This window comes from Pseudomonas sp. SM4 (assembly GCF_051913165.1).
Taxonomy (GTDB): domain Bacteria; phylum Pseudomonadota; class Gammaproteobacteria; order Pseudomonadales; family Pseudomonadaceae; genus Aquipseudomonas.
This window is the reverse complement of the sequence record NZ_JBODOE010000008.1, coordinates 19,017-32,645: the sequence shown is the minus strand read 5'-3', so window position 1 is coordinate 32,645 and position 13,629 is coordinate 19,017. Positions and strand designations below refer to the sequence as shown.

The window sequence follows — 13,629 nt, the reverse complement described above, 5'->3', positions numbered from 1 at the left end:
GATCGCAGCCTGCGGCAGCGCCTACCTTGGAACACGTTTCCTGTAGGAGCTGCCGAAGGCTGCGATCTTTTGCTTTTGCTGTTATCAGTCGCTGTTCTGTGGATTCAACCAGCCGCGCACCCGACGGTACAACTGTTCCTGCTCAGCCTTCTTGTCCGGCAACACCTGCAACGCCACCTGGCTGAACGCCGAGGTCTTCAAACGCTTGCTCGCCTGCATGCGCTCCAGTGCGGCATTGCGATCCAGAACCTTGTCCATGTAGAAAATATCCGCCGTCGGCAATTTCAGCGTCGGCGTCAATTCGGCCAGTGCCGGTTTGGCCTTGGCCGGTGTCTGCGCATCGACCATCACAAACTTCGCCACCTGCGCGGTCTGTTTCTCGCTCAAATAACGCGCCGCCCAATAAGCACCGGTGCCATGACCGAGCACGACAATGCTGCGCGCGCCCTGTTGTTCGGCGTAGGCAATAGCCGCGTCGATGCGCGTGAAGATGCGCTCGCCGTCTGCCTTTTCCTGTTCTTCCACGGTCTCGGCGACGACTTGATCGGCGACCTCTGCTTCACCGCCTGCGGCCTGCTCGATCGGTTGTGCGGTGGTGGCATCCTTGCTGCCGGTTTCCGGCGCTTTCGGCGCGGCGACGGGCTCAATGACGCGCGGTGCGATCGCATCGCTTTGCAGATCAGGCAGGCTGATACTCAGGCTGCTCCACTCGGCGTCGGGCAGTTTCTGCCGCAACGGGCCGATTGCCTGAGGCCAGTCAGCGGTTTCGCCGGCGCCGGGGATAATAATGACCGCACCTTTGGGTTCAGCGGTGTTGGCGTTTTTCCACAGGGCGAGGAACGTCTCGCCGCCAGCCTGCAACTGTTGCTGCTCTTGCGCCGGAACCGTACGGCCGAGTGCGACGGCCTCTTCCTGACTACGCTCAAGCAGTGGCTGGCGTTCGAGCGGTTTTTCTTCGGCGGGTTTTTCTGCCGTGGCGGCAGGCGCCGGATCGGCGGCTTCGACGGAAAACGCACAAGGCAGGATCAGCGACAGGCACAATGCTGGCATTGCCAGGCGGTAAACAGAGGGCATCGGTTATTCCAGGCCAGAAAGTATCCCGGCAGCCTAATGGGTTGGTCAGAATTTGTCAGTGTATGAGACGTCAATGAAGCGATTTTGCTGCCTGTGGGTTATCGGCTGTTTGTGGTTTCCCTTGATGGGCTGGACAGCGCCTGCGCCGCCGACACCGGTCGCACAATTGTCGCCGAGCCAGCAGCAATGGCTCGCGCAGCACCATGAGTTGCGCGTCGGTCTGGTCTTGCAGGCGCCGTTTGCGCAATACGACCGGCGTTTGCAGAAGCTGTCCGGGGCCAACGTCGAACTGATGAAAGCATTGGCCAGGGTGCTCGATGTCGAACTGAGCTGGCGCAATTTTCAAGACCTTGCGCAACTGGAAGCAGCGGTGCGCGAGGGCGAAATCGACATCGCCCCGGGCCTGATGCAAACCCCGGGCGCGTTGCGTCTCTGGCAATTTTCCGATCCGTACATGCGTGTGCCGCAACTGGTGGTCAGCGACCAGAAAGCCAGCGGCACGATCGATCTGGAAAAACTCGACGGCCAGACCCGCGTCGCCGTGCGCATGCCCAGCACCACCGCCGATTATCTGCGGGGCAACTATCCCCATCTCAACCTGCAAGGCGTGCCGCTCGAACGTCAGGCGCTGCAATTGTTGCTGAGTCAGCAGGCGTCTTATGCGGTAGTCGATGAGGCGCAACTCGGTCGATTGTCAGCAGAGCCGGAGTTCGCCGAACTGGTGGTGGTCGGTGATATCGGTCTGCCGCAATTGTTGCGGGTCGCCTCGCGTCGGGATTGGCCGGAACTGGCCGGTATCGTCCAAAGCGCTTTGCGCGCGATCCCGGCGAAAGATCTGGAGCGCCTGCACAATCAATGGCTGCAGCCGAAATACCCGCGACTGTCGGAGTCGCCCGGTTTCTGGCAGAACCTCAGCCTGTTGTTTGCGGTGATGCTGCTCAGTTGCGTGGCGATCGTGTTCTGGCAGCGGCGCCAACAGCACAGCCTCGAACAGCGCCTGCTCGCCGCCCGCGAAGACATCGCTTTGCGCGCCGCCAGCGAAGAAGCGCTGAGGCTGACGCAGTTTTCCATCGATCAAAGCACCGTCGGCATCCTCTGGGTCAATTGGGACAGCCATGTGCGCTACGCCAATCGTGCGGCAGAGAACATGCTCGGTTACTCCGCAGGCGGATTGATCGAGCGGCCGTTGATCGACTTCGAACCGGGCCTGCACATGGATCGCTGGCTCAACCTGTGGAAGCGTGCGCGGGCCAGTGAAGAAGGGCCGCTGAGTTTTGAAACCAGTTGCGTGCGCGCTGACGGCAGTATTTTGCCGGCGGATGTTTCGCTGAGCTTTTTGCGTTTTCGTGACAGTGAGTATCTGGTGGTTTACCTGACTGACGTCACCGAGCGCCGTCGCGCCCTGGCCGCGTTGCAGGAAAGCGAGGCGCGGCTGCAAGGCATCGCCGCCAACGTGCCGGGGCTGGTGTTTCGTCTGGAGCGTGCGCCGGTGACCGGGCAGATCGACTTTGCCTACATCAGCGAAGGCAGCGAGAGCCTTGTCGGTTATGCCCCGGCCGTCATCGCCCATCGCGATATGGGCCTGCGCAGTCTGGTCCATCCGGACGACCGGGCCAGTTATCACCGCACCCAGGATCAGGCGCTGGACACCGACAGCGACTGGTCGTGGCAGGGCAGAATCCTCACCCGGCAGGGCGAACAGCGTTGGGCCGAGATCAAGGCGATCACCCGGCAACTGGAAGATGGCGCGTATGTCTGGGACGGTATCGTCTGGGACATCAGCGAAAGCAAACGCATCGAGCTGGAGCTGGCGGCGTCGCGAGAGCAACTGCGCGAACTGTCGGCGCACCTGGAGAGCGTGCGCGAAGAAGAGAAGGCGCGCATCGCCCGCGAAGTTCACGATGAGCTGGGGCAGATGCTCACGGTGCTGAAACTGGAGACATCGATGTGCGAATTGGCCTACGCGCAACTCGACCCAGGGCTGAATGAACGGCTGAACAGCATGAAGCGCCTGATCGCGCAGTTGTTCCAGCTGGTGCGGGATGTCGCGACGGCGTTGCGCCCACCGATTCTCGATGCCGGGATCGCGTCGGCGATCGAGTGGCAGGCGCGGCGATTTGAAGCGCGCACGCAGATTCCGTGTCTGGTGCAGGTGCCGGACAATCTGCCGGCGCTCAGTGATGCCAAGGCCATTGGCTTATTCCGGATTTTGCAGGAGGCGCTGACCAACGTGATGCGTCATGCTCAGGCGCATACTGTGGAACTGACGCTGGAGCTTGCGGGCGATGAGTTGTGCCTGACGGTTGCCGATGATGGCGTAGGATTTGTCGCCGCTACGGGTAGGCCAACTTCGTTTGGTTTGGTCGGCATGCGTGAGCGGGTGTTGATCATGGGTGGGCGGTTGGTGCTGGAGAGTGAGCCGGGGGAGGGCACCAGTCTTAAAGTGTGGGTGCCTTTGGATCGCTAAAAGATCGTCCGATCGCGGCCCGAGCCTGCGGCAGCTCCTACAGGGGAATGCGATCAATGTAGGAGCTGCCGCAGGCTGCGATCTTTTGCCCTGAAAACAACAACCGAGGAGAGTGCAAGTGATCCGTGTTCTGGTAGCCGAAGACCACACCATCGTCCGCGAGGGCATCAAGCAGTTGATCGGCCTGGCCAAGGATCTGCAAGTGGTGGGCGAGGCGAGCAATGGTGAGCAACTGCTGGAAACCCTGCGCCATGTACCGTGCGAAGTGGTGCTGCTCGACATCTCCATGCCCGGGGTCAATGGTCTGGAGGCGATCCCGCGCATCCGCGCACTGAACAATCCACCGGCGATTCTGGTGCTGTCGATGCATGACGAAGCGCAGATGGCCGCGCGCGCGCTCAAGGTCGGCGCGGCCGGTTATGCGACCAAGGACAGCGATCCGGCGCTGCTGCTCACGGCGATCCGCAAAGTCGCGGCGGGTGGGCGCTACATCGATCCGGATCTGGCCGATCGCATGGTCTTCGAAGTCGGCCTGACCGATGCCCGGCCGCTGCATTCGCTATTGTCCGAACGCGAATTCTCGGTGTTCGAGCGCCTGGCCCAAGGCGCCAACGTCAACGACATCGCCCAGCAACTGGCGCTGAGCAGCAAAACCATCAGCACCCACAAAGCGCGGCTGATGCAGAAGCTCAACATCACCTCGCTGGCCGAACTGGTCAAATACGCGATGGAACACAAACTCCTTTAGATACATCACAAAACCTTGTGGGAGCTGGCTTGCCAGCGATGACGGAATGTCATTCACATCCATGCAGGCTGAACTACCGCTATCGCTGGCAAGCCAGCTCCCACAGGATTCTCTGTGTAGCCTGAGAATGTAGGCATATCCATTAGCGACAGGCGTTTTTGCTTGTTCTTGCGGCTCGCAGCTTGTCCCTTCTCACTGCCGTATCCGTTAGCGCCATCCTTGTAGGGCAATCCCTACCCCCAACCTTCCATCCGGCTGAGGCGATTCTCTCCTGCGCCCCGATTTGCGTGCCTGTCAGCAACCACTAGGCTTAATCCACAAGCAGTCATCAACAACAAAGGTGTGGGTATGAGCCAGGTCGATACAAACGCAGGGGCCAGTGATGTGCTGGTCAGCTTTCGTGGAGTGCAGAAGAGCTACGACGGCGAGAACCTGATCGTCAAAGACCTCAACCTGGACATTCGCAAAGGCGAATTTCTTACCCTGCTCGGGCCGTCCGGTTCCGGGAAAACCACCAGCCTGATGATGCTCGCCGGTTTCGAAACGCCGACTGCCGGCGAGATTCTGCTGGCCGGGCGCTCGATCAATAACGTGCCGCCGCATAAGCGCGACATCGGCATGGTGTTTCAGAACTACGCGCTGTTCCCGCACATGACCGTCGCTGAAAACCTCGCGTTCCCGCTGACCGTCCGTGGCCTGAACAAAAGCGACGTCAACGACAAGGTCAAGAAAGTCCTGAGCATGGTGCAGCTCGATGCGTTCGCTTCGCGCTATCCGGCGCAGTTGTCCGGTGGTCAGCAGCAACGTGTGGCATTGGCTCGAGCGCTGGTGTTCGAACCGCAACTGGTGCTGATGGACGAACCCCTCGGTGCCCTCGATAAACAATTGCGTGAACACATGCAGATGGAAATCAAACACCTGCACCAGCGCCTCGGTGTGACCGTGGTCTACGTGACCCACGATCAGGGTGAAGCGCTGACCATGTCTGACCGCGTCGCGGTATTTCATCAGGGCGAAATCCAGCAGATCGCCCCGCCGCGCAGCCTCTACGAAGAACCGAAAAACACCTTCGTCGCCAACTTCATCGGTGAGAACAACCGCCTCAACGGCCGCCTGCTCAGCCAGACCGGCGAGCGTTGCGTGGTCGAGTTGGGCCGTGGCGAAAAGGTCGAGGCGCTGGCGGTCAATGTCGGCCAGACCGGCGAACCGGTGACCCTGTCGATCCGTCCGGAGCGCGTCAGCCTCAACGGTTCGAGCGATCAATGCGTCAACCGCTTCTCAGGGAGGGTGGCGGAATTCATCTATCTGGGCGACCACGTCCGGGTGCGCCTGGAAGTCTGCGGCAAGACCGACTTCTTCGTGAAACAACCGATTGCCGAGCTCGATCCTGCGCTCGCGGTCGGTGACGTGGTTCCGCTTGGCTGGCAGGTCGAGCACGTACGCGCGCTCGATCCTCTTCTAGAGGCGAACTGATCGCCCCGGCAACACCAACACCAACCCTGCACGTGGAGAGAACAATAAATGTTGAGATCCCTGAAGTTCACCGCCCTGACCCTGGGCCTGATGGGTGCGGCAAGCGCTATGGCCGCTGGCCCGGATTTGACCGTGGTGTCGTTTGGCGGGGCGAACAAGGCGGCGCAAGTCAAAGCCTTCTATGCACCGTGGGAAGCGGCGGGCAACGGCAAGATCGTCGCCGGCGAATACAACGGCGAAATGGCCAAGGTCAAAGCCATGGTCGACACCAAGAGCGTGTCGTGGGACTTGGTCGAAGTCGAATCGCCAGAACTGTCCCGTGGTTGTGACGAAGACATGTTCGAACAACTCGACCCGGCACTGTTCGGCAAGACCGAAGACTACGTCAAAGGCGCGATTCAGCCGTGCGGCGTGGGCTTCTTCGTTTGGTCGACCGTACTCGCTTACAACGCCGACAAGCTGAAAACCGCGCCGACCAGCTGGGCGGATTTCTGGGACACCAAGAAATTCCCGGGCAAGCGTGGCCTGCGCAAAGGCGCCAAGTACACCCTCGAATTCGCCTTGATGGCCGATGGTGTGGCGCCGAAAGATGTCTACAAAGAGCTGGCGAGCAAGGGCGGCCAGGATCGCGCGTTCAAGAAACTTGATGAGCTGAAACCAAGCATTCAGTGGTGGGAAGCCGGCGCGCAACCGCCGCAATACCTCGCTTCCGGTGATGTGGTGATGAGCTCGGCTTACAACGGTCGCATCGCTGCCGTGCAAAAAGAATCCAACCTGAAAGTGGTGTGGAACGGCGGCATCTACGACTTCGACGCCTGGGCCATCCCGAAAGGTCTGGACGCCAAACGCGCGGAAGCGGCGAAGAAGTTCATCGCCTACTCGGTACAGCCGCAACAGCAGAAAACCTACTCGGAAAACATCGCCTACGGCCCGGCCAACACCCAGGCTGTTCCTCTGCTGGCCAAGGATGTCCTGAAAGACATGCCGACCACCCCGGAAAACATCGCCAACCAGGTGCAGATCGACGTCAGCTTCTGGGCTGACAACGGCGAGCAACTGGAACAGCGCTTCAACTCCTGGGCTGCGAAATAAGCACGTCACACGGGCCGACGGTGTACCGGATGATCGTTCCCACGCTCTGCGTGGGAATGCCGCCCGGGACGCTCCGCGTCCTCGTGTGACGCAGAGCGTCACTGGATGCGTGCCCACGCAGAGCGTGGGAACGATCAGTAGCTAAAGTTCGAGGTGGTTCGCCGCCTCTGTAACGATCAAAGATTTGCGGAGTACGTCATGGCCATCGCCGTTCCCCTGAACGAGGGCAACAGCCCCACCTTGAAGCAGAAGCTCAAGCGCGCCGAGCGGGTCAACCGCTGGAAGGCTCAAGCGCTGATCGCGCCGTTGGTGCTGTTTCTGTTGCTGGTGTTTCTGGTGCCGATCGTGGCGCTGCTCTACAAAAGCGTCGGCAACCCGGAAGTGGTCGGCGGCATGCCGCGCACCGTGGCGGCCATCGCCAGTTGGGACGGCCGCGGCCTGCCCGCTGAACCGGTCTACAAAGCCGCCGGCGAAGACCTCGCCGAAGCACGTAAAAACCAGACGCTGGGCGATCTGTCCAAGCGCTTGAACATGGAATTGGCCGGCTACCGCAGCCTGCTGACCAAAACCGCCCGGGCGCTGCCTTTCGCCAGCGAACCGGCCTCTTATAAAGAAGCGCTGGAAGGTCTCGACGAACGTTGGGGCGACCCGGCCTATTGGCAAGCGGTCAAACGCAACACCAGCAGCATCACACCGTACTACTTGCTGGCGTCCGTCGACCACCGCATCGACGACCTCGGCGAAATCGCCCCGGCCACCCCGGATCAGGCGATCTACCTCGACATCTTCGCCCGCACGTTCTGGATGGGCCTGGTCATCACCGTGATCTGCCTGCTGCTCGCCTATCCACTGGCCTATCTGCTGGCGAACCTGCCATCGCGGCAGAGCAACCTGCTGATGATTCTGGTGCTGCTGCCGTTCTGGACTTCGATTCTGGTGCGCGTCGCCGCATGGATCGTGCTGCTGCAATCGGGCGGGCTGATCAACAGCGGCCTGATGGCCATGGGCATCATCGATAAACCGCTGGAATTGGTGTTCAACCGCACCGGTGTGTACATCTCGATGGTGCACATCCTGCTGCCGTTCATGATCCTGCCGATCTACAGCGTGATGAAAGGCATCTCGCCGACCTACATGCGCGCGGCGATTTCCCTCGGCTGCCACCCGTTCGCCAGTTTCTGGCGGGTGTACTTCCCGCAAACCTACGCCGGTGTCGGCGCCGGGTGCCTGTTGGTGTTCATTCTCGCCATCGGCTACTACATCACCCCGGCGCTGCTCGGCAGCCCGAACGATCAAATGGTCAGCTACTTCGTCGCCTTCTACACCAACACCAGCATCAACTGGGGCATGGCCACCGCACTGGGCGGGTTGTTGCTGCTGGCGACCGTGGTGCTTTATCTGATTTACAGCTGGCTGGTAGGCGCCAGTCGCCTGCGCCTGAGCTAAGGGGGAATTTGAGATGCTGAGTCCTTACATGTCGCCCATCGAACGGGTGTGGTTCTACAGCCTGCGGATTCTCTGCGGCCTGATTCTGTTGTTCTTGATTCTGCCGGTGCTGGTGATCATTCCGCTGTCGTTCAACTCGGGAAGTTTTCTGGTCTATCCGCTGCAGGGTTTCTCGCTGCAGTGGTACCACGACTTCTTCGCCTCGGCGGAATGGATGCGCGCACTGAAGAACAGCATCATCGTCGCCCCGGCGGCGACGGTGCTGGCGATGATCTTCGGTACGCTGGCGGCGATTGGTCTGACTCGCGGTGACTTTCCCGGTAAAGCGCTGGTGATGGCGTTGGTGATCTCGCCGATGGTGGTGCCGGTGGTGATCATTGGTGTGGCGAGTTACCTGTTCTTCGCGCCATTGGGGTTGGGCAACAGCTTCTTCTCGCTGATCGTCGTGCACGCGGTGCTGGGCGTGCCGTTTGTGATCATCACGGTGTCGGCAACCTTGCAGGGGTTTAATCACAACCTGGTGCGTGCCGCCGCGAGTCTCGGTGCATCGCCACTGACCGCGTTCCGTCGCGTGACCTTACCGTTGATTGCGCCGGGAGTGATCTCCGGGGCGTTGTTTGCCTTCGCGACGTCGTTTGACGAGGTGGTGGTGACGTTGTTTCTGGCAGGTCCCGAGCAGGCGACGTTGCCTCGGCAGATGTTCAGCGGGATTCGCGAAAACCTCAGTCCGACGATTGCCGCTGCGGCGACCTTGCTGATTGCCTTCTCGGTCATCCTGCTGCTGACCCTGGAATGGCTACGTGGCCGCAGCGAAAAACTGCGCACCGCCCAGGTCTGACGCTGATCGTTCCCACGCTCTGCGTGGGAATGCCTCTCGGGACGCTCCGCGTTCCCGCTCGAGGATGGGACGCAGAGCGTCCCCGGCTGTATTCCCACGCAGAGCGTGGGAACAATCAGGGAGTACCGTCCTCGCGACTGGGTCATTCATGGAGTGAATAGCAGACAACCCCAAATCCCCAGCTAATCTTGTGCCCAGCTCCCACATCTATAAGAGGCTGCGCACGATGAGTCTGTCCCAGTTCAAAATCGCTCACAAACTGATCACCGGCGCCGCCGCCATCGAACAACTGGCCGCCGAACTCACACGCCTCGACATCGACAACCCGCTGATCGTCACCGACGCCGCGCTGGTCAAATCCGGCACCGTCGAGCTGGCGCTGTGCCAATTGGGCGGGCGCGAGTACGAGATTTTCGACCGCGTATTGCCAGACCCGGAAATCGCCATCGTTGAAGACTGTATGCGCGTCTATCGTGAGGGCGGGCATGACGGCCTGATCGGCCTCGGTGGCGGCAGTGCCATCGACATCGCCAAAAGTGTTGCGGCCTACGCCGGATATCACGGTGCGCTGGAGGATCTGTTCGGCGTCGACCAGGTGCCGCGCAAAGGCCCGCCGCTGATCGCCATCCCGACCACCGCCGGCACCGGTTCCGAAGTGACCAACGTCGCCATCCTTTCGGACAAAGTCGCGCAACTTAAGAAAGGCATCGTCAGCGACTATCTATTACCCGACGTCGCGCTGGTCAGCCCGCAAATGACCCTGACCTGCCCACGCAGCGTCACCGCCGCCAGTGGCGTCGACGCGCTGGTACACGCCATCGAATCCTATCTGTCGGTGAATGCCTCACCGATCACCGACGCGCTGGCCATCGGCGCAATCAAACTTATCGCCAAAGCCTTGCCCAAGGCATACGCCAACGGCGCCAACCTGCAAGCGCGCGAAGACATGGCCACTGCCAGCCTGATGGCCGGCATGGCGTTCGGTAATGCCGGGGTCGGTGCGGTGCATGCGCTGGCGTATCCGCTGGGCGGGCGCTTCAACATTGCCCATGGTGTGAGCAATGCCTTGCTGCTGCCGTATGTCATGACCTGGAACAAGATGGCCTGCGTCGAGCGCATGCAGGATATTGCCGAAGCCATGGGGGTGAAGACCGCTCATCTGAGTGCAGCCGAGGCGGCGGATAAAGCCGTGCAGGCGATGACCGATTTGTGCGCGGCGGTGGAAATCCCCGCTGGCCTGCGCAGTTTCGGTGTCCCGGAAGAAGCGATCCCGGCCATGGCGGTGGAAGCCGCGGGGATCGAGCGCTTGATGCGCAATAACCCGCGCAAACTCAGCGCCGTCGATATCGAGAAGATTTACCGAGCGGCGTACTGATCATCGCGGTCACGGTGCGCGCAGCAATGCATGAGGCTACAATGCGCGCCATCGTGATTTAGCTCAGAAAAGGTGCGTCATGCAGCCCTTCGTAATTGCTCCGTCGATTCTCTCCGCCGACTTCGCCCGCCTCGGCGAGGAAGTAGACAATGTTCTCGCCGCTGGCGCCGACTTCGTCCACTTCGACGTCATGGACAACCACTACGTACCCAACCTGACCATCGGCCCGATGGTCTGCGCGGCGCTGCGCAAGTACGGCGTCACCGCGCCGATCGACGCGCACCTGATGGTCAGCCCGGTGGATCGTATCGTCGGCGACTTCATCGAAGCCGGCGCGACCTACATCACCTTCCACCCGGAAGCCACGCTGCACGTTGATCGCTCGCTGCAGCTGATCCGTGAAGGCGGCTGCAAATCCGGCCTGGTGTTCAACCCGGCGACCCCGCTGGACGTGCTCAAGTACGTGATCGACAAGGTCGACATGGTCTTGCTGATGAGCGTCAACCCAGGCTTCGGCGGGCAGAAATTTATTCCCGGTACCCTCGACAAACTGCGTGAAGCGCGGGCGATCATCGATGCTTCGGGCCGTGACATCCGTCTGGAAATCGACGGCGGCGTCAACGTCAACAACATCCGCGAAATCGCTGCCGCTGGCGCTGACACCTTTGTCGCCGGCTCGGCAATCTTCAATGCGCCGAACTATCAGGAAGTCATCGACAAGATGCGTTCCGAACTGGCGCTGGCGCGCCCATGAGCGGGTTTGAGCAGCTGTTCCCGGGAAAACTGCCTCGGCTGGTGATGTTCGATCTGGATGGCACGCTGATCGACTCGGTTCCAGACCTGGCAGCGGCGGTGGACACCATGCTGCTCTCCCTCGGCCGCCAACCTGCCGGCATCGAAGCGGTGCGCGAATGGGTCGGCAACGGCGCGCCGGTACTGGTGCGCCGTGCTTTGGCCGGTGGCATCGATCATTCGGCGGTGGATGACGTCGAGGCCGAACATGCGCTGGAAGTGTTCATGGAGGCTTATGGCGCCAGCCATGAGCTGACCGTGGTCTATCCCGGCGTGCGCGACACGCTCAAGTGGCTGCAAAAGCAAGGCGTGGCCATGGCGCTGATCACCAACAAGCCGGAGCGCTTTGTCGCGCCGCTGCTGGATCAGATGAAGATCGGCCGCTACTTCAAGTGGATCATCGGCGGCGATACCTTGCCGCAGAAGAAACCTGATCCGGCGGCGCTGTTCTTCGTGATGAAAATGGCCAACATCCCGGCCTCGCAATCCTTGTTCGTCGGCGACTCGCGCAGCGATGTGCTGGCGGCGAAAGCGGCGGGGGTAAAGTGCGTGGCGCTGAGTTATGGCTACAACCATGGCCGACCGATTGCCGAAGAATCGCCGGCGCTGGTGATCGACGATCTGCGCAAGCTAATTCCCGGTTGCCTCGGTTCGGCCGCTGAGATAACGTTGCCCGACGCTTCTCAATCCCATTCTGGAAACGCCATCGTGGTGGTCACTCGCAAACTCTGGATGAAAGTCATCAAGGCCCTGGCCCGCTGGCGTTGGCGCGCCTGACTCCTTTCTGGCCGGCCTGCCGGCGCGTTTGCATACCTGACTGATAGCACCTCACACCACGAGGCACCTTATGATCCGCGAAGAATTCCTGCGCTTGGCCGCTGACGGCTACAACCGCATTCCGTTGGCCTGCGAAACCCTGGCCGACTTCGACACGCCGCTGTCGATCTACCTGAAACTGGCCGACCAGCCCAACTCCTACCTGCTCGAATCGGTGCAGGGTGGCGAGAAGTGGGGGCGTTACTCGATCATCGGTCTGCCGTGCCGCACGGTCATGCGCGTTCACGATCATCACGTCAGCATCACCGTTGATGGCGTCGAGACCGAAAGCCACGACGTTGAAGACCCACTGGCCTTCGTCGAATCCTTCAAGACGCGCTACAACGTGCCGACCATTGCCGGTCTGCCGCGCTTCAACGGTGGTCTGGTCGGTTACTTCGGTTACGACTGCGTGCGTTATGTCGAGAAACGCTTGGGCAAGTGCCCGAACCCGGACCCACTGGGCGTGCCGGATATTCTGCTGATGGTGTCCGACGCCGTCGTGGTGTTCGACAACCTTGCCGGCAAGATGCACGCGATCGTTCTCGCCGACCCTGCGCAGGCCGATGCTTTCGAACAAGGTCAGGCACGTTTGCAGGAATTGCTGGAGCAACTGCGCCAGCCGATCACCCCGCGCCGTGGCCTGGATTTCAGCAAGCAGCAATCGGCTGATCCAGTATTCCGTTCCAGTTTTACTCAGGACGATTACGAAAAAGCCGTCGACACCATCAAGGAATACATCCTCGCCGGTGACTGCATGCAGGTCGTGCCGTCGCAGCGCATGTCGATCGACTTCAAGGCTGCACCGATTGATCTGTACCGCGCGCTGCGTTGCTTCAACCCGACGCCGTACATGTACTTCTTCAACTTCGGCGACTTCCACGTCGTCGGCAGTTCGCCGGAAGTGCTGGTGCGCGTCGAAGACAATTTGATTACCGTGCGCCCGATCGCCGGCACACGCCCACGTGGCGCGACCGAAGAAGCCGATCTGGCGCTGGAAGAAGACCTGCTGTCGGACGACAAAGAGATCGCCGAGCATTTGATGCTGATCGATTTGGGCCGTAATGATACGGGGCGTGTTTCGGAGATTGGTTCGGTGAAGCTCACCGAGAAAATGGTCATCGAGCGTTATTCCAACGTGATGCACATCGTTTCCAACGTCACCGGCCAGCTGAAAGATGGGCTGACGGCGATGGACGCACTGCGGGCAATTCTGCCGGCGGGCACCTTGTCCGGCGCTCCGAAGATTCGTGCGATGGAAATCATCGACGAACTGGAGCCGGTCAAGCGTGGTGTGTATGGCGGTGCGGTCGGTTACTTCGCCTGGAACGGCAACATGGACACCGCGATTGCCATCCGCACCGCAGTGATCAAAAACGGCGAACTGCACGTGCAGGCCGGTGGCGGCATCGTTGCCGACTCGGTGCCGGCCCTGGAATGGGAAGAAACCCTGAACAAACGCCGCGCCATGTTCCGCGCCGTGGCCCTGGCCGAACAAACCCCGGACT

Annotated in this window: 11 protein-coding genes; 10 read left to right on the top strand and 1 reads right to left on the bottom strand. The window is 60.8% G+C overall.

Features of this window, described 5'->3' with window-relative positions; translation table 11 throughout:
• Nucleotides 1-84: 84 nt before the first annotated feature.
• Nucleotides 85-1,074, bottom strand: coding sequence for an alpha/beta hydrolase family protein (locus ACQ4MY_RS16260; protein WP_440095813.1), 990 nt, complete (start codon nucleotides 1,072-1,074; stop codon nucleotides 85-87).
• Nucleotides 1,075-1,147: 73 nt separating this feature from the next.
• Here ACQ4MY_RS16260 and ACQ4MY_RS16255 point away from each other — a divergent pair, with 73 nt between their 5' ends.
• From ACQ4MY_RS16255 to trpE, 10 genes are all read left to right on the top strand, one after another.
• Nucleotides 1,148-3,541: a PAS domain-containing sensor histidine kinase gene (locus ACQ4MY_RS16255; RefSeq protein WP_008085216.1), complete on the top strand. Its 2,394-nt coding sequence runs from the start codon at nucleotides 1,148-1,150 to the stop codon at nucleotides 3,539-3,541.
• Nucleotides 3,542-3,659: 118 nt separating this feature from the next.
• Nucleotides 3,660-4,289 carry a response regulator gene (locus ACQ4MY_RS16250; RefSeq protein ID WP_008085218.1) on the top strand — a complete coding sequence of 210 codons (630 nt, stop codon included), beginning with the start codon at nucleotides 3,660-3,662 and terminating at the stop codon, nucleotides 4,287-4,289.
• Between the two features lie 348 nt (nucleotides 4,290-4,637).
• Complete coding sequence (locus ACQ4MY_RS16245; protein WP_440095812.1) at nucleotides 4,638-5,762, top strand: ABC transporter ATP-binding protein; 1,125 nt, start codon at nucleotides 4,638-4,640, stop codon at nucleotides 5,760-5,762.
• A 48-nt stretch (nucleotides 5,763-5,810) separates the two neighbouring features.
• On the top strand, nucleotides 5,811-6,854 hold the full coding sequence (locus ACQ4MY_RS16240) for an ABC transporter substrate-binding protein (RefSeq protein WP_008085222.1): 1,044 nt from the start codon (nucleotides 5,811-5,813) through the stop codon (nucleotides 6,852-6,854).
• A gap of 198 nt (nucleotides 6,855-7,052) precedes the next feature.
• The gene (locus ACQ4MY_RS16235) at nucleotides 7,053-8,300 is read left to right on the top strand and encodes an ABC transporter permease (RefSeq protein ID WP_034155096.1); all 1,248 of its coding nucleotides are present in this window, start codon (nucleotides 7,053-7,055) and stop codon (nucleotides 8,298-8,300) included.
• 13 nt (nucleotides 8,301-8,313) lie between these two features.
• Nucleotides 8,314-9,138, top strand: a complete 825-nt coding sequence (locus ACQ4MY_RS16230) for an ABC transporter permease (protein WP_008084123.1) — start codon at nucleotides 8,314-8,316, stop codon at nucleotides 9,136-9,138.
• 226 nt (nucleotides 9,139-9,364) lie between these two features.
• Nucleotides 9,365-10,513 carry an iron-containing alcohol dehydrogenase gene (locus tag ACQ4MY_RS16225; protein ID WP_008084118.1) on the top strand — a complete coding sequence of 383 codons (1,149 nt, stop codon included), beginning with the start codon at nucleotides 9,365-9,367 and terminating at the stop codon, nucleotides 10,511-10,513.
• A 79-nt stretch (nucleotides 10,514-10,592) separates the two neighbouring features.
• Nucleotides 10,593-11,267: a ribulose-phosphate 3-epimerase gene (gene rpe / locus ACQ4MY_RS16220; RefSeq protein WP_007918813.1), complete on the top strand. Its 675-nt coding sequence runs from the start codon at nucleotides 10,593-10,595 to the stop codon at nucleotides 11,265-11,267.
• On the top strand, nucleotides 11,264-12,082 hold the full coding sequence (locus ACQ4MY_RS16215; RefSeq protein ID WP_212550057.1) for a phosphoglycolate phosphatase: 819 nt from the start codon (nucleotides 11,264-11,266) through the stop codon (nucleotides 12,080-12,082). Before rpe ends, ACQ4MY_RS16215 begins: the two co-directional genes overlap by 4 nt.
• 70 nt (nucleotides 12,083-12,152) lie before the next feature.
• Nucleotides 12,153-13,629, top strand: a 1,477-nt coding sequence (trpE, locus tag ACQ4MY_RS16210) for an anthranilate synthase component I (protein WP_440095810.1), incomplete at its 3' end; no start/stop codon positions are given.